Raw genomic sequence first — 22,767 nt, forward strand, 5'->3', positions numbered from 1 at the left:
AAGGACATGGCACAGATCAACCCCAGCATCCTGTCCGCCGACTTCGCCCGCCTCGCCGAGGAGGCCCGGGCCGTCGAGGGAGCGGACTGGCTGCACATCGACGTGATGGACAACCATTTCGTGCCGAATCTGACGCTGGGCCTGCCGGTGGTGGAGTCGCTGCGCAAGGCCACCGACACCCCCCTGGACTGCCATCTGATGATCGAGGACCCCGACCGCTGGGCCCCGGCCTACGCGGAGGCGGGCGCCGGTTCGGTCACCTTCCACGCCGAGGCGGCCACCGCCCCGATACGGCTGGCCCGGGAGATCAGGGCGCAGGGCGCGCGGGCCTCGATGGCGCTGCGCCCGGCCACCCCGATCGAGCCGTTCGAGGATCTGCTGCCCGAACTGGACATGGTGCTGGTGATGACGGTGGAGCCCGGCTTCGGTGGGCAGGCGTTCCTGGATGTGACGCTGCCCAAGATCCGCCGCACCCGGGAGCTGATCGACCGGCACGGGCTGCCGCTGTGGCTCCAGGTGGACGGCGGCGTCTCGGCCGCGACCATCGAGCGCTGCGCGGAGGCGGGCGCGGATGTGTTCGTGGCCGGCTCGGCGGTCTACGGCGCGCAGGACCCGGCGGCTGCGGTGCGCGGGCTGCGGGAGCAGGCGGAGCGCGCGGCGGCCGGCGCGGCCCGTGGGGCCGGCGCCGCCGGGTGAGGGAGTACGGCGTCCCCGCCCGGGCGGGTCGGGCGCGACAGACATCAAGGACCTTACGGATCTGCGAGGATGAACACGCGGACCGTGAGCGGGACAAGCCGGAGGACTGAGAGGTGAGTGCCGTGTCGACCGGGAGGTCAGCCGCACGGATGGGACCCGCTGAGCTGATGCAGGCGGCGGCGATGGCCCGCCGCTTCTATCTGGAAGGCAAGTCGAAGATCCAGATCGCGGACGAGTTCGGGGTGAGCCGGTTCAAGGTCGCCCGGGTGCTGGAGTCCGCCGTGGAGCACGATCTGGTGCGGATCGAGATCCGGGTGCCGGCGGAGCTGGACGCGGACCGCTCCGACGCGCTGCGGGCGCGGTACGGGCTGCGGCACGTGGTGGTCGCCGAGTCGCCCTCCGAGACCACCGATGACACCCCCGACCCGGAGCATCTGGGTGAGGTGGCCGCCGAACTGCTGGGGGAGCTGGTCGCGGAGGGGGACGTGCTCGGCCTCGCCTGGGGACGGTCCACGATCCACATGGCGGCGGCGCTGCGTGAGCTGCCGCCGTGCACCGTGGTGCAGCTGACCGGGGTGTACGACGCGGGCACCGCCGAGCGCGGCTCGGTGGAGGCGGTACGGCGGGCCGCCGCCGTCTCCGGCGGGGAGGCGCATCCGATCTACGCGCCGATGCTGCTGCCGGACTCGGCGACGGCGGACGCGCTGCGCGCCCAGCGGGGGATCGCGGCGGCGTTCGAGTACTTCGACAAGGTGACGATCGCGGCGGTGTCGATCGGCTCCTGGGAGCCCGGCATCTCCACGGTGCACGACATGCTGAACAAGGACGAGCGCGAGCACTACGCCTCGCTCGGGGTGGCGGCCGAGATGTCCGCGCATCTGTTCGATTCCGAGGGGCGTCGGGTGGGCCGCGATCTGGGGGAGCGGTGCATCACGGTGGAGGCCGAGCGGCTGCGCCGGATCCCGGAGGTGGTGGCGATCGCGGGCGGCCGGCGCAAGGCGGCGGCGATCGGCGCGGTGCTGCGGTCGGGGCTGGTGACCAGCCTGGTCACGGACACGACGGCGGCCGATCAGCTGCTGGCCCAGCCGCCCGGGGTGCGGCCGGCGCTGGAGCGGGCCGATCCGGACAGCGTGCGGTGAGTGGGGTGCGCAGATCACCCGATCGGCCAGGTGTTCGCCCGGTCCGGGGTGGATCGGGGATAATGCCGTAGGAGCCGCGTGCGAACGCTGCCGCTCCCACCCTCCCTCGGCCCTCGGCCGGGAGGTGCCCCAAGGCAATGCGAGACGCAGGTGGAGAGAGCCGGCATGAAGTTCCTCAATGACTCCCGACCGTCATATGACCTGACCTATGACGATGTGTTCATGGTCCCGGGCCGCTCGGCGGTGGGGTCCCGGCAGGATGTCGATCTCGCCACTCCGGACGGCAGTGGCACCACCATCCCCCTGGTGGTGGCCAACATGACGGCCGTCGCGGGGCGGCGGATGGCCGAGACGGTGGCCCGCAGAGGCGGCCTGGCCGTCATTCCGCAGGACATCCCGCTCGATGTGGTCACCGAGGTCACCAGCTGGGTCAAGCAGCGCCATCTGGTGCTGGACACCCCCATCACCCTCGCGCCGTCCCAGACGGTGGCCGACGCCCTGGCGCTGCTGCCCAAGCGGGCGCACAACGCGGGCGTGGTGGTGGCCGAGGGCCGCCCGGTGGGCATCGTCACCGAGGCCGATCTGCTGGGCGTGGACCGGTTCACCCAGCTCAGCGAGGTCATGTCGAAGGACCTGCTGGTGCTGGACGCCGGCATCGACCCCCGGGAGGCGTTCGCCACCCTGGACAGCGCGCACCGCAAGATCGCCCCGGCGGTGGACGCGCAGGGCCGGCTGGCGGGCATCCTCAGCCGCAAGGGCGCGCTGCGCGCGACGCTCTACCGGCCGGCCACCGACGCGGCCGGCCGGCTGCGGGTAGCGGCGGCGATCGGCATCAACGGCGGCAGCGTCGCGCGTGCCGAGGCGCTGCTTGCGGCCGGGGTGGACACCCTGGTGGTGGACACCGCGCACGGTCACCAGGAGTCGATGCTGGCCACCCTGCGGGCGGTACGGGCACTGGCTCCGCAAGTCCCGGTGGTGGCGGGCAATGTGGTCTCGGCCGCCGGGGTGCGGGATCTGGTCGAGGCGGGCGCGGACATCATCAAGGTCGGGGTCGGCCCCGGCGCGATGTGCACCACCCGGATGATGACCGGCGTGGGCCGGCCGCAGTTCTCCGCCGTGCTGGAATGCGCCGCCGAGGCGCGGAAGTTCGGCAAGCATGTCTGGGCGGACGGCGGGGTGCGGCACCCGCGCGACGTGGCGATGGCCCTGGCCGCCGGCGCCTCCAATGTGATGATCGGCTCGTGGTTCGCCGGAACGCATGAGTCGCCCGGCGACCTCCAGCAGACCGCCGAGGGCCGGCTGTACAAGGAGAGCTTCGGCATGGCATCGGCCCGCGCGGTCCGCAGCCGCACCAGCGAGGAGTCGGCGTACGACCGCGCCCGCAAGGGGCTGTTCGAGGAGGGGATCTCCACCTCCCGGATGTACATCGACGCCGCACGCCCCGGTGTGGAGGACCTGATCGACTCCATCGTGGCCGGGGTGCGGTCCTCCTGCACCTATGCGGGCGCCCGCACCCTGGAGGAGTTCGGCGACAAGGCGGTGGTCGGCATCCAGAGCGCGGCCGGCTACGCCGAGGGCAAGCCGCTGCACGCCAGCTGGTAACCCTCGCACCCGTCCCAGGGGCCCGGAACGCACCGCGCGTTCCGGGCCCTTCGGCATGCGGTCACCCGCCGGCCGGTGCGCGCCGTGGCAACTTCCGGACGGGGCGGCGTCAGGAAGTTGCAGGTGAATCCAACTGATGTTCCTCAGAAGAGTGTTGAGGTTTCGTCAGCCGCTCCGTAGGTTCTCACTCCGGAACCCCCCATCGGCCCGCGATCCGGGCCGCCGAATTCCGGAGGACGCGTCATGCGCCTGCGTCATCGCCTCGCCACCGCCGTCACCGCACTCGCCCTGGCGCTCGGCGCCGTGGCCGTCTCGGCCGCGCCGGCCAGTGCCGCACCCGCCGACAAGCCGCAGGTGCTCTCCAACTGGACCCAGACCAGCGCCGCCAGCTACAACTCCTGGCTCGCCGCCCGGAACAACCAGGCCGCCTGGTCCGCGTACGCCTTCAACTGGACGACCGACTACTGCTCCATGTCGCCCGACAACCCGCTCGGCTTCCCCTTCGAGCTGTCGTGCGCGCGCCATGACTTCGGCTACCGCAACCACAAGGCCGCGGGCATCTTCGACGCCAACAAGGCCCGGCTCGACAGCGCCTTCTACGAGGATCTGAAGCGGGTCTGCGGTCGCTACTCCGGCATCAGCAAGGCGTCCTGCGACGGCCTCGCCTGGACCTACTACCAGGCCGTCAAGGCGTTCGGCTGACCCACCGCCACCCGGCCCGCGCTGTGAGGCGCCCCACACGGGCGCACACGGTGCGGGCCGCCGTGGCAGACTGGTGGACGTACAACACGACACAAGCGCACTCCGGGGTCGGTGAAACTCCGAGCCGGCGGTTACAGTCCGCGACCCGTCCGCCCACCAGCGGCCGGTTGACCAGGTGGAATTCCTGGACCGACGGTTAAAGTCCGGATGGGAGGCAGTGCGCGACGGAGCAGGACCGGCATGTCCGGCCGCGCCGCCGTCCCCGCAGCACGGGGCGTCCGCGCGTCCCCGGCCAGCCCCCTGCCGCCGTTTATCCCGTGATGCCCCGGAGTCCGTGCCCGAAGAGGCAGGAGGACCCGGTGGCCACCCCACCCGACGCGCCCGCGGCAGAGGCCGAGGCGATGCGCCACGCCATCGCGCTCGCCGCCCGGGGCCTGGGCCATACCAGCCCCAACCCCGTCGTCGGCTGCGTGATCCTGGACGCCGCCGGACAGCGCGCCGGCGAGGGCTGGCACCAGCGGGCCGGCGGCCCGCACGCCGAGATCCACGCCCTGGAACAGGCCGGCGAACGCGCCCGCGGCGGCACCGCCCTCGTCACCCTCGAACCCTGCAACCACACCGGCCGCACCGGCCCCTGCGCCCAGGCCCTCATCACCGCCGGAGTACGCCGGGTCCGCTACGCCGTCGCCGACCCCAACCCCATCGCCGGCGGCGGCGCCGCCACCCTGCGCGCCGCCGGGATCACCGCCGAGCCCGGCCCGTACCCCGAGGAGGCCACGGCCGGCAACATCGCCTGGCTCACCGCCGTACGGCACGGCCGCCCCCACGTGCACTGGAAGTACGCCGCCACCCTCGACGGCCGGATCGCCGCCGCCGACGGCAGCAGCCGCTGGATCACCTCACCGCAGGCCCGCGCCGACGTGCACCGGCTGCGCGCCGAGGCGGACGCCGTCGTGGTCGGCGCCGGCACCGCCCGCGCCGACGACCCGCACCTCGCCGTACGCGACCTCCCCGGCGCCCGGCAGCCACTGCGGATCGTCGTCGACACCGAGGGCACCGCCGTCGGCCCCGGCGCCCGGGTGCTGGACGACGCCGCGCCCACCCTGATCGCCGTCGCCGACGACCTCCCCGTCGCCCGGCCGGCCCACACCGCCGACGTGGTCCGGCTGCCGCGCGCCGGCAGCGGGCCCGGCCTGGACATCCCCGCCCTGCTGGCCGCCCTGCACCGGCGCGGCATCCGCTCCGTCCTGCTGGAGGGCGGGCCCACCCTGGCCGGGGCGTTCGCCGCCGCCGGCGCCATCGACCGGGTCACCGGCTATCTCGCCCCCGCCCTGCTGGGCGCCGGCCCCGCCGCGCTCGGCCCCGCCGGAATCAGCACCGTCGCGCAGGCGTTGCGCCTGCGGGTCACCGACTGGGACCGCGTGGGTCCCGATCTGCGCGTCACCGCCGTCCCCGTCCCCGTCCCCACCGGCAAGGAGTCCTGAATGTTCACCGGAATCGTCGAAGAACTGGGCGAGGTCGCCGCCATCGAGACACACGGCGACTCCGCCCGGCTGCGGCTGCGCGGACCGCTGGTCAGCGAGGGCGCCGCCCACGGGGACTCCATCGCCGTCAACGGGGTGTGTCTGACCGTCACCGAAACCGGTGAGGGCACCTTCACCGCCGACGTGATGGCCGAGACCCTGCACCGCTCCGCGCTCGGCGTCCTCACCACCGGCTCCCGGGTCAACCTGGAACGCCCCATGGCACTCGGCGGCCGGCTCGGCGGACACCTTGTCCAGGGCCATGTGGACGGCACCGGCACCGTACTGTCCCGCGAGCCGGCCGAGCACTGGGAACTGGTCACCGTCTCGCTCCCCGGCGAACTCGCCCGCTACGTGGTCGACAAGGGCTCCATCACCGTGGACGGCGTGAGCCTGACCGTGGTCGAGGCGGCGGCCGACCGCTTCACCGTCAGCCTCATCCCCACCACCCTGGCGCTCACCACCCTCGGCATCAAACAGCCCGGCGACCCCGTCAACCTCGAAGTCGACGTCATCGCCAAGTACGTGGAGCGGATGGTGACCCGATGAGCTCGCTCTTCGATCCCCTGCACGAGGTCGCCTTCCGCGCCTTCGGACAGGACGTCATCTGGTCCGACATGACCGGCAATCTGATCGGCCTGGCCGCCCTCGCGCTCGGCTGGCGGCGCTCGATCTGGACCTGGCCCGCCCAACTGCTCTCCGGGCTCGTCCTCATCGCCGCCTACGCCTCCGCCCACCTCGGCGGCGGCGTCGGCAAGCAACTGCTGGTCATCATCGTCGCCCTGTGGGGCTGGCGGCAGTGGCGCGGCGGCCGGCAGCAGGCGGCCGACGGGCAGATCGCCGTACGGTTCGCCACCGCCCGTGAACGCCTCGCGCTGGCGGCCGGCGCCGTCGTGGGCACGGTCGCCGTGGCCGGGTTGTTCACCGCCGTGCCGTCGCTGTCGTGGAACCCGTGGCCCGACGCGTACATCTTCATCGGCACCCTGGTGGCCATGATCGCCCAGGCCAGGGGACTGGTGGAGTTCTGGTTCGCCTGGCTGCTGGTCGACGTGGTCGGGGTGCCGCTCGCCTTCAGCAGCGGGCTGGCGTTCTCCGGACTCGTCTACGTCTTCTATCTCGTACTCGTCCTGTGGGGCATGCGGGACTGGTGGCGGCGCTCCAACGCACCCGCCTCCCGCCCCGTTCTCGAAGGAGCAGCAGCATGACCAGCGCCGCGACGGACCCCGAACTCGCCCTGGACCCGGTGGAGCGGGCCATCGCCGACATCGCGGCCGGCCGGCCCGTGGTCGTCGTCGACAACCCCGACCGGGAGAACGAGGGCGACCTGATCGCCGCCGCCGAGAAGATCACCCCCGAGCTCGTGGCCTTCATGATGAGCGAATGCCGCGGGCTGATCTGCGCCCCCATGGAGGCCGCCGACCTCGACCGGCTCCAGCTGCCGCAGATGGTCACCGACAATACCGAGCCGATGGCCACCGCCTTCACCGTCACCGTGGACGCCGGCCCCGCGCACGGCGTCACCACCGGCATCTCCGCCGCCGACCGCGCCACCACCATCGCGCGGCTCGCCGACCCGGCCGCCACCGCCGGGGACTTCGTCCGCCCCGGCCACATCTTCCCGCTGCGCGCCCGCCCCGGCGGGGTGCTGGCCCGGGCCGGCCACACCGAGGCCGGCGTCGACCTGGCCCGGCTCGCCGGACTGCGGCCGGCCGCCGTCATCGTGGAGATCGCCGGCGAGGACGGCACCATGCTGCGGCTGCCCGAACTGGTGCCCTTCGCCCGCAAGCACGGCCTGTCGATCATCTCCATCGAGGACCTGATCGCCCACCGCTGCGCCGCGCAGCCGGCCCCCGACCCGGCCGGCACCGCGCCGGACGAAGCCCCCGCCGTACGCCGCGAGGCCGTCACCACCCTGCCCACCGCCCACGGCGAGTTCCAGGCGTACGGCTACCGCTCGGCACCCGACGGCACCGAACACCTCGCCCTGGTCGCGGGCGACATCGGCGACGGCGAGGACGTCCTGGTCCGCGTCCACTCCGAATGCCTGACCGGCGACATCTTCGGCTCCCAGCGCTGCGACTGCGGCCCCCAGCTGGCCGCCTCCCTGGACCGGGTACGCGCGCAGGGCCGCGGCGTCGTGCTGTATCTGCGCGGTCACGAGGGCCGCGGTATCGGGCTGCTGTCCAAACTGCGCGCCTACGAACTCCAGGAACGCGGCCGGGACACCCTGGACGCCAACCTCGAACTCGGCCTGCCCGCCGACGCCCGCGACTACGGTGCCGGCGCCCGCATCCTCGCCGACCTCGGGGTGCGCTCCGTACGGCTGCTCACCAACAACCCGGCCAAGACCGCGGCGCTGAGCGCGTACGGGCTGCGGGTCACCGGGCGCGAGCCCATGCCGGCCCCGGCCGGACGGCACAACCTGCGCTATCTGCGGACCAAGCGCGACCGGATGGGCCACGATCTGCCCTGGCTGGACGGCGCCGAACTGCCGGCCTGCGCCGGGCAGTGACCCCACCCGACCCCCTCGTACACCTCTCCCCCCCCGAAAGGCAGGCAACACAGATGAGCGGAACCGGCGCCCCCGAGGTGACCGTGGAGTACGGCGGCGACCTGCGGGTCGCGGTCATCGCCGCCCAGTGGCACCGCACCGTGATGGACGGCCTCCTCGACGGCGCCCGCCGCGCCCTGGACGAACTGGGCGTCGCGCACTCCACCGTGCTGCGGGTGCCCGGCAGCTTCGAGCTGCCGGTCGCCGCCCGCGCCCTGGCCGGCCAGGGCTACGACGCGGTGGTCGCCCTCGGCGTCGTCATCCGCGGCGGCACCCCGCACTTCGACTACGTGTGCCAGGGCGTCACCACCGGCCTCACCCAGGTCAGCGTGGACACCGGCATCCCGGTCGGCTTCGGCGTGCTCACCTGCGACACCGAGGAGCAGGCCCTGGACCGGGCCGGGCTGCCCGGCTCCGCCGAGGACAAGGGACACGAGGCGGTCACCGCCGCCGTCGCCACCGCCGCCGCCCTGCGCTCCCTCGGGGCTGTCATTACCTAGGGCGCCCTGCCTGCGACGCCTGACACGCACGCTCGCCGCACTCCGCTTCGATCCGTCGCTGCCCTTTTACCGAGACCTTGGAAGCAGCGCTGCCGAATCACCCGAGTACGCCCAGTACGAGGGCGATCCGGCGCCTTGCGATCGCACGCACCGGACGCCGCGGGCCGCCGGGCGCCCCATGTGACGACAGCCCCAGCCGCACCCGCGCGGTGACCCGCGCCGCGCACGCCGTAGGCTGAGCGTCACCATGGCCAACAAGACATTTGAGCAGCTCTTCACGGAACTCCAGCACAAGGCCGCCCACGGCGACCCCGGCAGCTCACGCACCGCCGAGCTGGTCGCCTCGGGCGTGCACTCCATCGGCAAGAAGGTCGTCGAGGAGGCCGCCGAGGTATGGATGGCGGCCGAGCACGAGGGCGCCGACCGCACCGCCGAGGAGATCTCCCAGCTGCTGTACCACCTCCAGGTGATGATGGTCGCCCGGGGCATCTCCCTGGACGATGTATACGCTCATCTGTGAGCCGCGAGCCCTCCCGCTCAGCCGCCCGACACAACACACCACCACCCCGCACTCCCGAAGGAAGCACGCCCCATGCTGCGCATCGCCGTCCCCAACAAGGGTTCCCTGTCCGAGCCTGCGTCGGCGATGCTCCATGAGGCCGGCTACCGGCAGCGCAAGGACCGCCGCGAGCTGGTGCTGATCGACTCCGACAACCAGGTCGAGTTCTTCTTCCTGCGGCCCCGCGACATCGCGGTCTACGTCGGCTCCGGCAAGCTCGACATCGGCATCACCGGCCGCGATCTGCTGCTGGACTCCGGGGCGGACGCCGAGGAGATCAAGCAGCTGGGCTTCGCCGCCTCCACCCTGCGGTACGCCACCCGGCCCGGCACCGTCACCGACGTGAGTGAGTTCGGCGGTCTTTCCATCGCCACCTCCTTCCCCGGCGTGGTCCGCGCCCACCTCGCCGAGCACGGCGTGAGCGCCTCGGTGGTCCGGCTGGACGGCGCCGTGGAGACCGCCATCCAGCTGGGGGTCGCCGAGGTCATCGCCGACGTGGTGGAGACCGGCACCACCCTCCGTCAGGCCGGGCTCGAAATCATCAGCGCCCCGATCCTGGAGTCGGAGGCCGTCGTCATCCGGCGCCGCGGCGACGATCGCGCCGAGCCCAAGGTCGAGCAGTTCCTGCGCCGGCTGCAAGGCGTCCTGGTCGCCCGCCGCTACGTGATGATGGACTACGACATCCGCGCCGAACTGGTCGAGAAGGCCGTGGCCCTCACCCCGGGCCTGGAGTCCCCGACCGTCTCCCCGCTGCACGATCAGGGCTGGGTCGCGGTGCGGTCCATGGTGCCCGTCCAGGACGCCCAGCGGGTGATGGACGACCTGTACGACATGGGCGCCCGCGCGATCCTCACCACCGGCATCCACGCCGCCCGGCTGTGAGCCCCCCATGCCCCGTACCGAGAAGGACACCCCGGTGACCGCCGCCCCGCCCTCCCTGCCCGCGCTCCCCGTGGTGTTCCGGCCGCTGCTCACCCGGATCATCCTGATGAGCATCGGCGCGGTGGTCTTCACCGTGCTGTTGGTCATCGCCCTCATCGTGCCGGTCAGCGCCAGCAGCTGGGGCCTGGGGGACCGGTTCACCGTGGCCGGCAGCGGCATCGCCGCCTGGGGCGTGCTCGCGGTGCTCAGCCGCCCCAAGGTGCTCGCCGACCCGGCCGGGGTGACCGTCACCAACCTCACCACCCGGCGGCGGCTGGCCTGGGCCGAGATCGTACGGGTCGGGCTGAAGCCCGGCGATCCGTGGGTGACCCTCGACCTCGCCGACGGCTCCACGCTGGCCGTCATGGGCATCCAGCCCGGGCTCGCCCGCGAGCGTGCACTGGCCGACGCCCGCGCGCTGCGCGCCCTGGTCGAGGCACACAGCAACCCGGCCGACACCCGCCAGGGCCCCGGCTAGGACAGCGGCGGGCGCCGGCCCCCTTCCGGGCGGCCCCGTCCGCTGGACGCCAGCACCTCCCCGTACGCCTGCATCAGATCCGGCAGCCGCAGCGTCGCCAGCTCCTGCCGGTTCGGCGTGGTGGCCGACTCCGACAGCCGCATGTCCCGGAAGGCGCAGCCCGTCTCGTACAGGGTGCGCACGAACCGGCCGTTGCCCAGCTCGTCGATCCAGCCCTCGGCCACCACATGCGCGCTGATGCTGCGCAGTTCCTCCAGCGCCTCCGGATCCCACACATCGCCGTGATCCGCCGCCAGCAGCTCCCCGATCGCCGTCAGTTCCACCGGCCGGTAGCTGGGGAACTCCACCCGGGCCGAAAACCGCGAGCCCAGGCCCGGGTTGGCGTTCAGCAGCCGGTCCATGCCCTGCGGATAGCCGGCCAGGATCACCACCAGATGCTCCCGGCTGTCCTCGGCCCGCTTGAGCAGCACCTGAAGCGCCTCGTCCCCGTACGCGTCGCCCTTGCTGTAGCCGGAGTGCACCAGCGAGTACGCCTCATCGATGAACAGCACCCCGCCCAGCGCCGAATCGATCAGCCGATTGGCCTTCACCGCCGTCTGGCCCAGGAACTCGCCCACCAGATCGGCCCGCTGCGCCTCCACCAGCCGGTCATGGCTCAGCAGCCCCAGCGCGTGGAAGACCCGCCCCAGAATGCGGGCCACCGTGGTCTTGCCGGTGCCCGAGGGGCCGGAGAAGACGAAGTGCCGCTTGGGCGGCTGCACCGGCAGCCCCTGCCCGGAGCGCAGCCGCGCCATCCGCAGCTGCGCGGACATCGCCCGTACCTGCTCCTTCACCGGCTCCAGGCCCACCATCCGGTCCAGTTCGGCCAGGGTGCCGGCCAGCAGCGCCGGATCGGGGGCCGGCGGCAGCCCGGGGCCGGCGGTGACGGGCTGCGGGCCGTGCCCGCCCACCGGCCCGGGGCGGCCCGGGGCGCCGGCCGCCCGCCCCTCACCGGCCGCGGCGGGCAGCAGCCGCCCCTCGCCCGCCCGGCCCGGCGACGGCAGCGGCAGCGGGGCCGCGGCCGGACCGTGCGGGGACAGCGCCAACTGCGCGGTGTCGGCGTCCTCGACCGCCAGCGCGGTCAGCCGCTCGGCGGTGTCCATGAACTCCGCGTCCACCTGATGCACCGCCCGGTAGAGCGGGATCGCCGCCGCGCTGCGCCCGCTGCCCTCGCGGGCCCGCGCCAGCCAGTACCGCAACTCCTTGCGCTGCGGCTGCTCGCTGCGGCAGCGCATCAGGGCCGCCGCCAGCAACTGCTCCGCCTGGTCGTACATTTCGAGCCGCACCCGCGCCATCCCGGCGAACAGGCCCGCCTCCACCCCCAGTTGCGGATCGCCCAGCAGCGTGGAGGTGAGCCGGTAGAGCCCCTCCCAGTCCCGGGTGAGATAGCAGCGGCAGGCGTGCAGAAAGCGGGCGTACCCATCGGTGTCCGGCGCCGGGCACTGGGCCAGCGCCCGGTCCAGATCGGGCAGCCGATGACTGTCCAGCAACTGCGAGGCGTGCGCCAGCAGCAGATCGCGATCGGTCTCCAGCACCGGCTGCACCCACCAGCCCAGCCAGTACCAGGAGCTCAGCGGCCGGCCGTGCCGGGCCCGCTGCTCGCCGAACCGCGCCCGGTGCCGGTACATCTGGAGCAGCGCCGGAGCCACCTCGGTGCGCAGCGCGTGCAGCCCGAGCCAGGCGTCCGCCATGCCCGGGTCCTCCCGTACGGCGGTGCGGAACTCCTCCTCGGCCTCCGGATAGGCGGCGGCGGCGTACGCGTCAACGCCGCGCAGCCAGGCCAGATCGGCCCCGGTGTGCGGACCCTGAACGCCTTGCGTGCCAGACATCATGACGACCCCCATGCGCGGATACCGCTCAGCTGTCGCACCTCGGTGACATCAGGATATCCGCCGCGGGTTCGGAGGGATCATCGGCGAAGTGCCGGCGTTCGGCGGGCTCCCAGCCGCGCCAGAAGGCGGCCTGCGCGGGGCCGTCCCGGCGCCGCCCGGCGGCCCAGGCGCGCTGCCGGGGGACCGCCAGCCAGATGAGGTGCGCGAGATGGCCGCGCAGCGCCCGGCGGCCCGCCCCCACCCCCTCCAGCAGCACCACGGGGGCGGGCGGCAGGGCGGTGGTACGGGTGTAGGCGCGCCGCTCCCAGTCGTACACCTCGTAGTGGGCGGTGGCGCCCCGGGCCAGCGGGTCCAGGATCTGCGCGGTGAGCCGGGGCATCCAGCCGAACAGCGCGTCATGGCTGGCGAGGTCGTCCAGATGGATCACCGGGGCGTCCTCCAGGGCGGTGGCCAGCCGGGCCGCCAGGGTGGACTTGCCGGAGCCCGCGTAGCCGTCGATGCCCACCAGCCGCACCGGGCCGAGCGAGGGCGGCAGGGCGCGCAGCCGGGCGGCGAGTTCCCGCAGGTCCGGCGGGGCGGGGGTGGGGGAGGCGGGCATCACTCCAGCGTAGTACCAGTGGTGGAACCAATAGTGACGCGCACGGTTGCCCCGGGGTTACTGGCCGTCAGCTTCCGCAGCCGCGATAGTGGGAGGCCGCATCCTGCGACCCGAACGGGAGGGCACACCGTGACCGAGACGCCACGCCGTACCGTGCTGACCGCCGCCGCCATCGCCGCCGTGACCGCGGCGGCCACCACCGCGACCGCCACCGGAGCGGCGGCAGCCGCCGTACCTGGCCGGCGCGGCGCCCAGGACCCGGCCGTCGGCACCGTGGCCGGCTCCACCATCGAGTACCACGCCTGGACCTCGGCCGCCGACTGGCGCTCGGGCAGCGCGCAGGGCACCGCGCTGGTGTCCGGGGACCGCTCCGGGGTGCTGCTGCGGCGCTCCCAGGGCACCGTCGACTACACCGACCCGCACACCGGCACCACCTCGGCCTGGGAGCACGCGGTCTGGCTCTCTCCCGAGCACCGGGTGAGCACCCCGGGCAGTGAACTGATCGCCTCGTGGAACACGGACACCCCGGCCGGCACCTTCGTACGGATCGAGGCGCTGGCCACCTACACGGACGGCACCGAGAGTCCCTGGTACACGCTGGGGGTGTGGGCCTCGCGCGACACGGACCTGCGGCGTACCTCGCTGAACGGCCAGCGGGACGGCAAGTCCAGCGTGTGGACCGACACGGTGGCCATCAACGACACCGACGGGCCGCTGCGGATCTCCGGCTACCGGCTGCGGGTGACGCTGCACCGCAGACCGGGACTGTCGGTCACCCCGGTGGTGTGGCGGGTCGGCGCGATGGTCTCCGACGTGCCGGACCGGTTCGAGGTGCCGGCCAGCGTCCCGGGTCCGGCCGCCGGGACGGAACTTCCGGTACCGCGCCGCTCGCAGAACATCCACATCGGCCGCTACCCCGAGTACAACGGCGGCGGCGAGGCATGGTGCAGCCCGACCTCCTCCACCATGATCCTCGAATACTGGGGCAAGGGGCCGAGCCCGGCGGAACTGGCGTGGGTGAACCCGGCCTACGACGATCCGCAGGTGTGCCACGCCGCCCGGTACACGTACGACTACGCGTACGAGGGCTGCGGCAACTGGCCGTTCAACACCGCCTATGCCGCCTCCTACCCGGACATGCAGGGCGTGGTCACCCGGATCGCCTCGCTGGCGGACGCCGAGACGCTGATCGCGGCCGGCATTCCGCTCATCACCTCGCAGTCCTTCCACCAGGCGGAGCTCGACGGAGCCGGCTACGGCACCTCGGGCCATCTGATGACCGTGATCGGCTTCACCGCGGACGGCGACGTCATCGCCAACGACCCGGCCAGCCCCAGCAACGCGGCGGTGCGCCGGGTCTACAAGCGGCGGCAGTTCGAGAACATCCTGCTGCGGACCAAGCGGCTGGACGCGAACGGCGTGGTGCGCGGCGGCAGCGGCGGGGTGGTCTACGTCCTCTTCCCGGCCCGCCCGACCGCCGCCCAGCGCCGCGCCCTGGCGGCCGTCGGGGTGTGCTGAGCGGTCAGCCGTCCAGCAGCGCGGTGAGCCACAGCTCCGCGCGCCGCTCGGTGTACACGGCGTCGGCGTACCAGACCTCGCCGTGGCCCTCGCGCCACAGGGCGGCCCAGGGCTGGTCGCCGGCGGCGTGCCGCCGGCGCAGGAAGTCGTGCATGGCGCGGGCCCGGGGCGCCAGCAGCGGCACCAGGGCACGCCGCCGGGCCTCGTCGAGTCCGTAGGCGTCCACCAGGGTCCGCAGCCGGGTCGCCGCCTCGGGGTCGCCGCGCCGCCAGTGCGGGTGCGCCATGAGCGGGACGAATCCGTGGGCGGCGTAGGCGAGGTCCCACAGCCGGCTGCCGGGGGCGGCGTTGTCCCAGTCGATGAACGTCCAGCGGCCGGTGTCGCCGTCCTCCGCCACCAGATTCCATGGGGCGAGATCGTGGTGGGCGATGATCTCGTGGCCGACGTCCGGGACGAGGGAGTTCCAGCGGGCACCCGGTGGCGGGGTGAAGTCCGCGACGGCATCGTGGAGGTCGCGGATCAGCCGGCCGACCCGGGCGAGGCGGGCGGTGGGTTCCACGAGGGCGAAGCGGTGCGGCCACACCGACTCCCCGGGTGCCAGGCTCAGTACCTCCCGGCCCTGTTCGTCCATGCCCAGCGGGCGCGGAGCGGCGGTGAAGCCGCGCTCGCGCAGATGAGTCAGCAGCGCGTGCACCGCCGGGGTCCAGAAGCCGGCTGGGCGCCGTACGGTGTCGCCCACCCGTACCACCCCGGCGCTGACATTGCCCCCGGCCAGTGGCTCTTCCTGATGATCGGACACGGTGCCAGGGTGGCACGGCGCACCGGTGACGTGGGAGCGGGTTTCGGGCATACTCCCAACCGCCGGACCGTGGTGATCATCCGCGGCCGGCCGACCGATGACTCCGAGGCAGCGCCGCCGCAAACGCATCGCGCGCTGTCCGGTGCCCCACAGGGAGGAAAGCGCGTGACGATCTCCGCCGAGGGACTTCAGCCGGTACGGCGAACCCTGCCCACCCCCGAAGCCCGCGATCTGCTCGATCTGGTGCGGGAGCTGATCCAGCGCGAGATCGCGCCCGCCGTGGACGAGGAGGAGGCGGCCGGGGTCTTTCCCCGCGCGCTGTTCCGTGAGCTGTCGCGCACCGGGCTGCTGGGCCTTCCGTATCCGCAGGAGTACGGGGGCGGGGAGCAGCCGTACGAGGTGTATCTCCAGGTGCTGGAGGAACTGGCGGCGGCCCGGCTGACGGTGGGGCTCGGGGTGAGCGTGCACACCCTGGCCTGTCACGGGCTGGCCGGCTTCGGCACCAAGGAGCAGCGCGCCGAGTGGCTGCCGGCGATGCTGGGGGAGGGGCTGCTGGGGGCGTACGCGCTGTCCGAGCCGGCCGCCGGGTCCGATGCGGCGAGTCTGCGGACCCGGGCCGTACGGGACGGCGACGACTGGATTCTGACCGGCACCAAGGCGTGGATCACCCATGGCGGCATCGCGGACTTCTACACCGTGATGGCCCGCACCGGGGCGGACGGGCCTGGTGGGATCACCGCGTTCCTGGTGCCGGGGGACGCGGCCGGGCTCAGCGCCGCCGCCCCCGAGCGGAAGATGGGCATGAACGGTTCGCCGACCGCCCAGCTGCACTTCGACGGGGTGCGGGTGCCGGATGCCCGTCGGCTCGCCGACGAGGGCGCGGGGCTGCGGCTGGCGCTGGCCGCGCTGGACTCGGGGCGGCTGGGCATAGCCGCCTGTGCCATCGGGGTGGCCCAGGCGGCGCTGACGGCCGCGCTGGAGTTCGTGCTGGGGCGTCAGCAGTTCGGCAAGCCCGTCGCCGACTTCCAGGGGCTGCGGTTCATGCTCGCCGACCTGGCCACCCAGATCGAGGCGGGCCGGGCGCTGTATCTGGCGGCGGCCCGGCTGCGGGACGCGGGGGAGCCGTTCGGCCGGCAGGCGGCGATGGCCAAGCTGTTCTGCTCCGACACCGCGATGCGGGTGACCACCGACGCCGTACAGCTGATGGGCGGGTACGGCTACACCGCCGATTTCCCGGCCGAACGCTATATGCGGGAGGCGAAGGTGCTCCAGATCGTGGAGGGCACCAATCAGATTCAGCGCGCCGTCATCGCCAGCCGGCTGATCGGCGGCGGCAAGGACCGCGGCAGCCGGCGCGGTTAGCCGCGGTTCAGGCCGCCCGGCTCATCAGGTCGGTCACCCGGCCCGCCCGGGTGGCCGGCGCGGTCGCGTGCGAGAACGGCTGGAGGCGCCAGTGCAGGCCCTCCGGCAGCGCGACCCGGCCCGGGTGACCGGCCGGCGGCTCCACCGGCAGGAACACCACGGCGCCGTCCCCGTCCCCGCCCACCCGGCGCCCGGAGCCGGCGCACACGGTGAGGCCGAACGGCTGCCACCGGGTGGGGCACCAGGCGTGCTCGGGCAGCGTCAGGTCCCGCTCGGCCAGCGCGACGGGCTGGGCGCACTCCGGGCACCAGACGCGTACCGCCCAGCTGTCGAGATGGTCGGCGGCCCCTTCAGCCGGCTCGGCCGGCTCATCGGGATCGCCGTCTTCCAGAAGATCGGGTTCATCGTCGATGCGGTGGACAGTGGTCGGTACGGAGCGCATGGCATCCCCCTCGGACGGCGCGGTGGCCTGGGCCACAGCAAGCACTTCCCGCCGGTCAGCGCGGTTAATCGCGGCGTTGATCAGGACCCCGACGGGAGTTTGTGGCGTTCATCACACTGGATCGCGGCGAGTGGGGGCGCCGCCGATCACCTGGCATCCTCACGCCCACCCACCCCCCAACCACCCCTGCTGGGAGCCGCCTTGACCACCGAAACCCACCCCGCCGCCCCCGAACCGCTGTGGCGCCCGGCGCCCGAACGGATCGCCGCCGCCCACCTGACCCGCTTCCACGTCTTCGCCGCCGAGCAATACGGCGCGCCCGACCCCGTACCGGATGATCCGGCCGCCGGATACGCGGCGCTGCACCGCTGGTCGGTGACCGGGCTCGACGCCTTCTGGCGGGCCGTCGCCGACTGGTTCGCGGTGGATTTCCACAGCCCGTACCAGCGGGCACTGGCCGATCCGGCGATGCCGGGTGCGAGCTGGTTCCCCGGGGCGACCCTCAACTACGCCGAACACGCGCTGCGGGCCGGCCTGGAGCCGGGGCGGGCGGCGGAGCCGGCGCTGCTGCGGGTGGACGAGAGCCAGCGGCCCGAGCCGGTCAGCTGGGAGCAACTGCGCCACCGGGTGGGCTCGCTGGCCGCCGCGCTGCGCCGGCTCGGGGTGCGGCCGGGGGACCGGGTCAGCGGCTATCTGCCCAACATCCCCGAGGCCGTCGTGGCGCTGCTGGCGAGTGCCGCGGTGGGCGCCGTATGGACCTCCTGCGCACCGGACTTCGGGGCGCGCAGCGTGCTGGACCGGTTCGCCCAGGTGGAGCCGGTGGTGCTGATCACCGTGGACGGCTACCGGTACGGCGGCAAGGAGCACGACCGCCGGGCGGCGGTCGCCGAACTGCGCCGCGAACTGCCCTCGCTGCGCGCGGTGATCCATGTGCCGCTGCTGGGCACGGAGGCGCCCGAGGGCACCCTGGAGTGGGCGGAGCTGACCGGGGACGCGGTGGAACCGGAGTTCACGGCCGTGCCGTTCGACCATCCGCTGTGGGTGCTGTACTCCTCGGGCACCACCGGGCTGCCCAAGGCGATCGTGCAGTCCCAGGGCGGCATCCTGCTGGAACACCTCAAGCAGCTGGGGCTGCACTGCGATCTGGGGCCCGGCGACCGGCTGTTCTGGTACACCTCCACCGGCTGGATGATGTGGAACTTCCTGGTATCCGGGCTGCTGACCGGCACCACGGTGGTGCTGTACGACGGCAGCCCCGGACATCCGTCCGTCGATGCCCAGTGGCGGATCGCCGAGCGGACCCGGGCCACGCTGTTCGGCACCTCCGCCGCCTATGTGATGGCGTGCGCCAAGGCCGGGGTGCGGCCGGGCCGGGACCTGGAGCTGAGCGCCACCCGCTGCGTGGCCACCACCGGATCGCCGCTGCCGCCCGACGGGTTCCGCTGGCTGCACGAGGAGGTGGACCCGGGGCTGTGGATCGCCTCGGTCAGCGGCGGCACCGATGTGTGCAGCTGCTTCGCGGGGGCGGTGCCGACGCTGCCGGTGTATCTGGGCGAGTTGCAGGCGCCGTGCCTGGGCACCGACCTGCGCTCCTGGGACCCGGCGGGGAAGCCGCTGGTGGACGAGGTGGGGGAACTGGTGGTGACGACGCCGATGCCGTCGATGCCGCTGCGGTTCTGGAACGACCCGGACGGCGCCAGGTACCGGGAGAGCTATTTCGACACCTATCCCGGGGTGTGGCGGCACGGCGACTGGATCACCCTGACCTCCCGCGACACCGTCATCATCCATGGCCGGTCCGACTCGACCCTGAACCGGCAGGGGGTACGGATGGGGTCGGCCGACATCTACGAGGTGGTGGAACGGCTGCCGCAGATCAGGGAGTCGCTGGTGCTGGGGGTGGAGGAGCCGGGCGGGGGGTACTGGATGCCGCTGTTCGTCCGGCTCGCGGACGGGGTGGTGCTGGACGAGGAACTGCGGGCCGTGATCCGGCGCACCATCCGGGAGCAGCTGAGTCCGCGTCATGTGCCCGACGAGATCCTCGCGATCGACGCCGTGCCGCACACACTGACCGGGAAGCGGCTTGAGGTGCCGGTGAAGCGGCTGCTTCAGGGCACGCCGCTGGAGAAGGCGGTCAACGCGGGGTCGGTGGACGATCTGGCGGCGCTGCGGTTCTTCGAGCGGCTGGCCCGCGAGCGGGCGACTGTCAGTGGCGATGATTACGGTGGGTGATCGTAAGGTTCTGATCCGTTGAAGGGGGAATCATGGCACGGCACGGGAACGGGCGGCCGGTCGGCCGCCGGGAGAGCACCGGCACGGTGGGGGTGATCCCGGACGCCGCGGGCTTTGCCCGGATGCGCCGCTACCGGAGCTTCCGCTTCACCGACCACGGTGGCTATCTGCGGCACACCGAGCGGCTGCTGCGAACGCTGGCGGGTGAGGCGGGGCATGTGCGGGTGGCGCTGTTCGACCCGGAGGGCTTCGCGGTGTGGTGCGCGCGGGAGCGTCTGGAGCCGGACAGCGCGCTGAGCCGGGCCCGGTACACGGCGGTGGACGCGGCGCGCGGCGCCACACTGCCCTTCACCGGGCGGCGCCCGCTGCGCGGGCTGCTGCCGGAACTGCTGGTGGAGCGCGAGCGGTTGCGGTGCTGGGAGCGGGCCACGGCGGTGCTGGGCGAGGCAGGCGGGTGTGTGCGCTGCGGGGAGCCGCTGGCCCGCTGCGCGTTCCGGCGGGCCGCCGGGGTGCTGCCACTGCTCCTGGCGGGGCCGGGCGGGCCGGGCGGGCCGGGCGGGACGAGCGGGCAGCGCCGGCATGTGGTGTGCACGGTGCTGGTGCGGGGCGTGCCGCTGTCGGCCGTGCTGGACGCGGCCCCGGAGCCGACCGAAGCGGCGACGCTGGCGCTGTGCGCGGTGCTGGCGGTGGCTCTGGCCACCGGTGCCCCCGGTGGCCTGGTCCTGCGGACGACGGCGCGGCGCGGTCGTACGGAGGCGATGGGCTGGCGGCTTGAGGCCGGTGAGGTCGTGCCGCTGACCGAACCCGAGGTCTTCAGCGCCTACTGCACCGACCCCCTGACCGGCGACCCGATCCCACCCGAACACGGAGTCGACTACCGCGACGCCCCAGCCTTGCCGGCCATCCTCTGCGAGGGCGGATAGCAACCCCCGGGCCCGGAGCCGCCGGGGGGCGTGGAAGCGACACCCGGGGGCCAGTACGACGATGCCCGCCCCCACCGCCAACAGGTGGCGGTGAACCGGACCGACGCGGCCCGCCCCCCGGGCGCCGCCAGGTCCGGTCGGGACCTGTCGGTTCCCGGTACCTGGGGCACAGGGTGACGGTGTGCCGCCCGGTCCACCCCGCGAACCCCGCAGAGGCGGACGGGGCGCCGGTCCGGCGGGGTCCTGGGCCGGGGCGGTGCCGCTTGTCGGGTGGGCCCGGATGCCGGGTCGGCCGTTCCGTTGCCTGCGGTCGGGGACACCTCCCGGCCGCAGCGCGGGGGAGTCCCGAGCCTGAGCGGCGCTGTCCGCCGGGCAGCTCCCCCGGTGTCGGCTCGGGCGATCGGCCTGCCCGTGTCCGGGCATCTCCCGGCCCAGCGCTGGGGGACTCCTGGGACCGGCCGCTGTCGTCCGCCATGGGGCAGGGCCTCGGCGCCGGCCCGGCCGATCGGCCGGGGGGAGGCGTCGGTTCGTGCGATGTGGAGCGGGGCCGGTGCGGGCTTCGCGGCCGGGGTCCGGACGCAATTCTCCGGCCCGGGGCCGAACCAGCCGCGCCGCAGGCGGCGCGTCGTGGAGCCGGTGCCCGATGGGCACCGGCTCCACGACGGAGTCAGTCGGCGGACAGGGCGGCCTGGGCCGCCGTACGGGCCTCTTCCGCCGATTCGGCCGCCCGGGCGGCTGCCGCCGCCCGTTCGCACTGGGACAGGGTGTGGCGGGCCAGGGTGGCGCGGACGTAGGGGATGGCGGAGGCGCTCATCGACAGGCTGGTGACGCCCAGGCCGGTCAGCACACAGGCCAGCAGCGGGTCGGAGGCCGCCTCGCCGCACACGCCGCAGCTCTTGCCCTCGGCCTTGGCCGCGTCGGCGGACAGCGCCACCAGGTCCAGCAGCGCCGGCTGCCACGGGTCCTGAAGCCGGGAGACCGCCCCGACCTGGCGGTCGGCGGCGAAGGTGTACTGCGCCAGGTCGTTGGTGCCCAGCGACAGGAACTCCACCTCCTGGAGCACCGAGCGGGCCCGCAGCGCCGCCGACGGGATCTCCACCATCGCGCCGAACTTCGCCCGCAGCCCCGCCGCGCGGCACGCGTCCGCGAACGCCTTCGCGTCCGCCCGGTCGGCCACCATCGGGGCCATCACCTCAAGGTAGACCGGCAGCCCCTCGGCCGCCCGCGCCAGCGCCCGCAGCTGGGTGTCCAGCACCTCGGGGTGGTCCAGCAGCGTCCGCAGTCCGCGGACGCCGAGTGCCGGGTTGGGCTCCTCGCCCGGGGAGAGGAAGGCCAGCGGCTTGTCCGCGCCGGCGTCCAGCACCCGCACCACCACCCGGCCCTCGGGGAACGCCTCAAGGACCTGGCGGTAGGTGGCGGTCTGGGTCTCCAGCGACGGCGCCCGCTCGCTGTCGTCCAGGAACAGGAACTCGGTACGGAACAGGCCCACGCCCTCCGCGCCGGCCTCCAGCGCGCCCGCCACATCGGCCGGGCCGCCGATGTTCGCCAGCAGCGGCACCTTGTGACCGTCCGAGGTGGCCCCGGGGCCGGTCGACGCCGCCACCGCGGCCTTGCGCTCCTCGGCCGCCCGCGCCAGCGCCGCCCGCTGCTCACCGCTGGGGTTCACGGTGATCTCCCCGGTGCTGCCGTCCACCGCGACGACCGTGCCCTCGGCCAGCTCCCCGACGCCGGGCAGCGCCACCACGGCGGGCACCCCCAGCGCCCGCGCCAGGATCGCGCTGTGGCTGGTCGGGCCGCCCTCCTCGGTGATGAAGCCGAGCACCAGCGCCGGATCGAGCAGCGCGGTGTCCGCCGGCGCCAGATCGCGTGCCACCAGCACGAACGGCTCGTCGCTGTCCGGCACCCCGGGCATCGGCACCCCCAGCAGCCGGGCCACGATGCGGTTGCGTACATCGTCCAGGTCGGCGACCCGGCCGGCCAGATACTCACCCGCGGCGGCCAGCAGCTCCCGGTACGCGCCGAACGCGTCGTACACCGCACGCTCGGCGGTGCTGCCGCCGGCCACCCGGCGCTCCACGTCCGCCATCAGCTCCGGGTCCTGCGCCATCAGAGCCTGTGCCTCAAGGACCGCCTGGGCCTCGCCACCGGCGAGATTGCCGCGCGCGACGAGGTCCGCGGCCACGGCGTCCACCGCCTGCCGGGCCCGCGCCGTCTCGTGCCCGGTGTCCTGCCCGGGCACCTGCCCGGCCGGCGGCTCCAGCACCGCGGTGCCCATGTGCCGTACCTCACCGATGGCCACGCCATGACTGACGCCGACTCCCTGCAGCATTGTCTCCATCACACCTGTCTCC

The 22,767-nt window shown here is 73.6% G+C and carries 21 protein-coding genes and 1 riboswitch; of the genes, 16 read left to right on the top strand and 5 right to left on the bottom strand.

Annotated features, from left to right (window positions below):
• The first annotated feature begins 6 nt into the window (after nucleotides 1-6).
• The 12 genes from rpe (at nucleotide 7) to AC5WRL_RS02220 (ending at nucleotide 10,671) form a co-directional block, all read left to right on the top strand.
• Nucleotides 7-696, top strand: coding sequence for a ribulose-phosphate 3-epimerase (gene rpe / locus AC5WRL_RS02165; RefSeq protein ID WP_496086494.1), 690 nt, complete (start codon nucleotides 7-9; stop codon nucleotides 694-696).
• Between the two features lie 149 nt (nucleotides 697-845).
• Nucleotides 846-1,835, top strand: a complete 990-nt coding sequence (locus tag AC5WRL_RS02170) for a sugar-binding transcriptional regulator (RefSeq protein WP_496086495.1) — start codon at nucleotides 846-848, stop codon at nucleotides 1,833-1,835.
• Between the two features lie 165 nt (nucleotides 1,836-2,000).
• Complete coding sequence (locus AC5WRL_RS02175; protein WP_496086496.1) at nucleotides 2,001-3,437, top strand: GuaB1 family IMP dehydrogenase-related protein; 1,437 nt, start codon at nucleotides 2,001-2,003, stop codon at nucleotides 3,435-3,437.
• 243 nt (nucleotides 3,438-3,680) lie between these two features.
• Nucleotides 3,681-4,139: a phospholipase gene (locus AC5WRL_RS02180; RefSeq protein ID WP_496086497.1), complete on the top strand. Its 459-nt coding sequence runs from the start codon at nucleotides 3,681-3,683 to the stop codon at nucleotides 4,137-4,139.
• 93 nt (nucleotides 4,140-4,232) lie between these two features.
• A riboswitch (FMN riboswitch) is annotated at nucleotides 4,233-4,364 on the top strand.
• Between the two features lie 176 nt (nucleotides 4,365-4,540).
• A complete protein-coding gene (gene ribD, locus AC5WRL_RS02185; RefSeq protein ID WP_496086793.1) occupies nucleotides 4,541-5,623 on the top strand; it encodes a bifunctional diaminohydroxyphosphoribosylaminopyrimidine deaminase/5-amino-6-(5-phosphoribosylamino)uracil reductase RibD in 1,083 nt (360 codons plus the stop codon).
• On the top strand, nucleotides 5,624-6,211 hold the full coding sequence (locus tag AC5WRL_RS02190; protein WP_496086498.1) for a riboflavin synthase: 588 nt from the start codon (nucleotides 5,624-5,626) through the stop codon (nucleotides 6,209-6,211).
• A complete protein-coding gene (gene pnuC, locus AC5WRL_RS02195; RefSeq protein ID WP_496086499.1) occupies nucleotides 6,208-6,867 on the top strand; it encodes a nicotinamide riboside transporter PnuC in 660 nt (219 codons plus the stop codon). The genes AC5WRL_RS02190 and pnuC overlap by 4 nt, the downstream gene beginning before the upstream one ends.
• A complete protein-coding gene (locus tag AC5WRL_RS02200; protein WP_496086500.1) occupies nucleotides 6,864-8,174 on the top strand; it encodes a bifunctional 3,4-dihydroxy-2-butanone-4-phosphate synthase/GTP cyclohydrolase II in 1,311 nt (436 codons plus the stop codon). Before pnuC ends, AC5WRL_RS02200 begins: the two co-directional genes overlap by 4 nt.
• A 53-nt stretch (nucleotides 8,175-8,227) precedes the next feature.
• Entirely contained in the window at nucleotides 8,228-8,713 is a 486-nt protein-coding gene (ribH, locus tag AC5WRL_RS02205; RefSeq protein WP_496086501.1) for a 6,7-dimethyl-8-ribityllumazine synthase, read from the top strand.
• Nucleotides 8,714-8,960: 247 nt separating this feature from the next.
• A complete protein-coding gene (locus tag AC5WRL_RS02210) occupies nucleotides 8,961-9,233 on the top strand; it encodes a phosphoribosyl-ATP diphosphatase (protein ID WP_496086502.1) in 273 nt (90 codons plus the stop codon).
• A 72-nt stretch (nucleotides 9,234-9,305) separates the two neighbouring features.
• Nucleotides 9,306-10,154 (top strand): ATP phosphoribosyltransferase, encoded by an 849-nt coding sequence (gene hisG / locus AC5WRL_RS02215; protein WP_496086503.1) that lies wholly within the window; start codon nucleotides 9,306-9,308, stop codon nucleotides 10,152-10,154.
• Nucleotides 10,155-10,161: 7 nt separating this feature from the next.
• Nucleotides 10,162-10,671 carry a PH domain-containing protein gene (locus AC5WRL_RS02220; RefSeq protein WP_496086504.1) on the top strand — a complete coding sequence of 170 codons (510 nt, stop codon included), beginning with the start codon at nucleotides 10,162-10,164 and terminating at the stop codon, nucleotides 10,669-10,671.
• Here the strand turns inward: AC5WRL_RS02220 and AC5WRL_RS02225 are convergent.
• Nucleotides 10,668-12,554, bottom strand: coding sequence for an AAA family ATPase (locus AC5WRL_RS02225; protein WP_496086505.1), 1,887 nt, complete (start codon nucleotides 12,552-12,554; stop codon nucleotides 10,668-10,670). The genes AC5WRL_RS02220 and AC5WRL_RS02225 overlap by 4 nt on opposite strands.
• Nucleotides 12,555-12,567: 13 nt before the next feature.
• The gene (locus AC5WRL_RS02230) at nucleotides 12,568-13,140 is read right to left on the bottom strand and encodes a uridine kinase family protein (RefSeq protein ID WP_496086506.1); all 573 of its coding nucleotides are present in this window, start codon (nucleotides 13,138-13,140) and stop codon (nucleotides 12,568-12,570) included.
• 153 nt (nucleotides 13,141-13,293) lie between these two features.
• Here AC5WRL_RS02230 and AC5WRL_RS02235 point away from each other — a divergent pair, with 153 nt between their 5' ends.
• On the top strand, nucleotides 13,294-14,658 hold the full coding sequence (locus tag AC5WRL_RS02235) for a C39 family peptidase (RefSeq protein WP_496086794.1): 1,365 nt from the start codon (nucleotides 13,294-13,296) through the stop codon (nucleotides 14,656-14,658).
• 4 nt (nucleotides 14,659-14,662) lie between these two features.
• Here AC5WRL_RS02235 and AC5WRL_RS02240 read toward each other — a convergent pair whose 3' ends face one another.
• The gene (locus AC5WRL_RS02240; protein WP_496086507.1) at nucleotides 14,663-15,457 is read right to left on the bottom strand and encodes a phosphotransferase enzyme family protein; all 795 of its coding nucleotides are present in this window, start codon (nucleotides 15,455-15,457) and stop codon (nucleotides 14,663-14,665) included.
• A 165-nt stretch (nucleotides 15,458-15,622) separates the two neighbouring features.
• On the opposite strand from AC5WRL_RS02240, the gene AC5WRL_RS02245 reads away from it, so the two are divergent.
• A complete protein-coding gene (locus AC5WRL_RS02245; RefSeq protein ID WP_496086508.1) occupies nucleotides 15,623-16,819 on the top strand; it encodes an acyl-CoA dehydrogenase family protein in 1,197 nt (398 codons plus the stop codon).
• A gap of 7 nt (nucleotides 16,820-16,826) precedes the next feature.
• On the opposite strand, the gene AC5WRL_RS02250 is transcribed toward AC5WRL_RS02245, so the two are convergent.
• Complete coding sequence (locus AC5WRL_RS02250) at nucleotides 16,827-17,261, bottom strand: hypothetical protein (RefSeq protein ID WP_496086509.1); 435 nt, start codon at nucleotides 17,259-17,261, stop codon at nucleotides 16,827-16,829.
• A gap of 201 nt (nucleotides 17,262-17,462) precedes the next feature.
• Between AC5WRL_RS02250 and AC5WRL_RS02255 the strand changes: the two genes are divergently transcribed.
• The gene (locus tag AC5WRL_RS02255; RefSeq protein WP_496086510.1) at nucleotides 17,463-19,493 is read left to right on the top strand and encodes an acetoacetate--CoA ligase; all 2,031 of its coding nucleotides are present in this window, start codon (nucleotides 17,463-17,465) and stop codon (nucleotides 19,491-19,493) included.
• Between the two features lie 32 nt (nucleotides 19,494-19,525).
• A complete protein-coding gene (locus tag AC5WRL_RS02260) occupies nucleotides 19,526-20,416 on the top strand; it encodes a DUF8829 domain-containing protein (RefSeq protein ID WP_496086511.1) in 891 nt (296 codons plus the stop codon).
• 667 nt (nucleotides 20,417-21,083) lie between these two features.
• Here the strand turns inward: AC5WRL_RS02260 and ptsP are convergent.
• The gene (gene ptsP, locus AC5WRL_RS02265; RefSeq protein ID WP_496086512.1) at nucleotides 21,084-22,754 is read right to left on the bottom strand and encodes a phosphoenolpyruvate--protein phosphotransferase; all 1,671 of its coding nucleotides are present in this window, start codon (nucleotides 22,752-22,754) and stop codon (nucleotides 21,084-21,086) included.
• Between the last annotated feature and the right edge of the window lie 13 nt (nucleotides 22,755-22,767).

It is taken from the genome of Streptomyces sp. NTD107, assembly GCF_059510435.1.

Excerpts from the sequence above, each read along its gene's own strand:
- AC5WRL_RS02220 (WP_496086504.1), top strand. The coding sequence starts at position 10,162 with ATGCCCCGTACCGAGAAGGACACCCCGGTGACCGCCGCCCCGCCCTCC.
- AC5WRL_RS02170 (WP_496086495.1), top strand. The coding sequence starts at position 846 with ATGGGACCCGCTGAGCTGATGCAGGCGGCGGCGATGGCCCGCCGCTTC.
- ribH (WP_496086501.1), top strand. The coding sequence starts at position 8,228 with ATGAGCGGAACCGGCGCCCCCGAGGTGACCGTGGAGTACGGCGGCGAC.
- AC5WRL_RS02190 (WP_496086498.1), top strand. The coding sequence starts at position 5,624 with ATGTTCACCGGAATCGTCGAAGAACTGGGCGAGGTCGCCGCCATCGAG.
- AC5WRL_RS02175 (WP_496086496.1), top strand. The coding sequence starts at position 2,001 with ATGAAGTTCCTCAATGACTCCCGACCGTCATATGACCTGACCTATGAC.
- AC5WRL_RS02230 (WP_496086506.1), bottom strand. The coding sequence starts at position 13,140 with ATGCCCGCCTCCCCCACCCCCGCCCCGCCGGACCTGCGGGAACTCGCC.
- hisG (WP_496086503.1), top strand. The coding sequence starts at position 9,306 with ATGCTGCGCATCGCCGTCCCCAACAAGGGTTCCCTGTCCGAGCCTGCG.
- AC5WRL_RS02250 (WP_496086509.1), bottom strand. The coding sequence starts at position 17,261 with ATGCGCTCCGTACCGACCACTGTCCACCGCATCGACGATGAACCCGAT.
- ptsP (WP_496086512.1), bottom strand. The coding sequence starts at position 22,754 with ATGGAGACAATGCTGCAGGGAGTCGGCGTCAGTCATGGCGTGGCCATC.
- AC5WRL_RS02180 (WP_496086497.1), top strand. The coding sequence starts at position 3,681 with ATGCGCCTGCGTCATCGCCTCGCCACCGCCGTCACCGCACTCGCCCTG.
- AC5WRL_RS02200 (WP_496086500.1), top strand. The coding sequence starts at position 6,864 with ATGACCAGCGCCGCGACGGACCCCGAACTCGCCCTGGACCCGGTGGAG.
- pnuC (WP_496086499.1), top strand. The coding sequence starts at position 6,208 with ATGAGCTCGCTCTTCGATCCCCTGCACGAGGTCGCCTTCCGCGCCTTC.
- ribD (WP_496086793.1), top strand. The coding sequence starts at position 4,541 with ATGCGCCACGCCATCGCGCTCGCCGCCCGGGGCCTGGGCCATACCAGC.
- AC5WRL_RS02225 (WP_496086505.1), bottom strand. The coding sequence starts at position 12,554 with ATGGGGGTCGTCATGATGTCTGGCACGCAAGGCGTTCAGGGTCCGCAC.
- AC5WRL_RS02210 (WP_496086502.1), top strand. The coding sequence starts at position 8,961 with ATGGCCAACAAGACATTTGAGCAGCTCTTCACGGAACTCCAGCACAAG.
- AC5WRL_RS02260 (WP_496086511.1), top strand. The coding sequence starts at position 19,526 with ATGGCACGGCACGGGAACGGGCGGCCGGTCGGCCGCCGGGAGAGCACC.
- rpe (WP_496086494.1), top strand. The coding sequence starts at position 7 with ATGGCACAGATCAACCCCAGCATCCTGTCCGCCGACTTCGCCCGCCTC.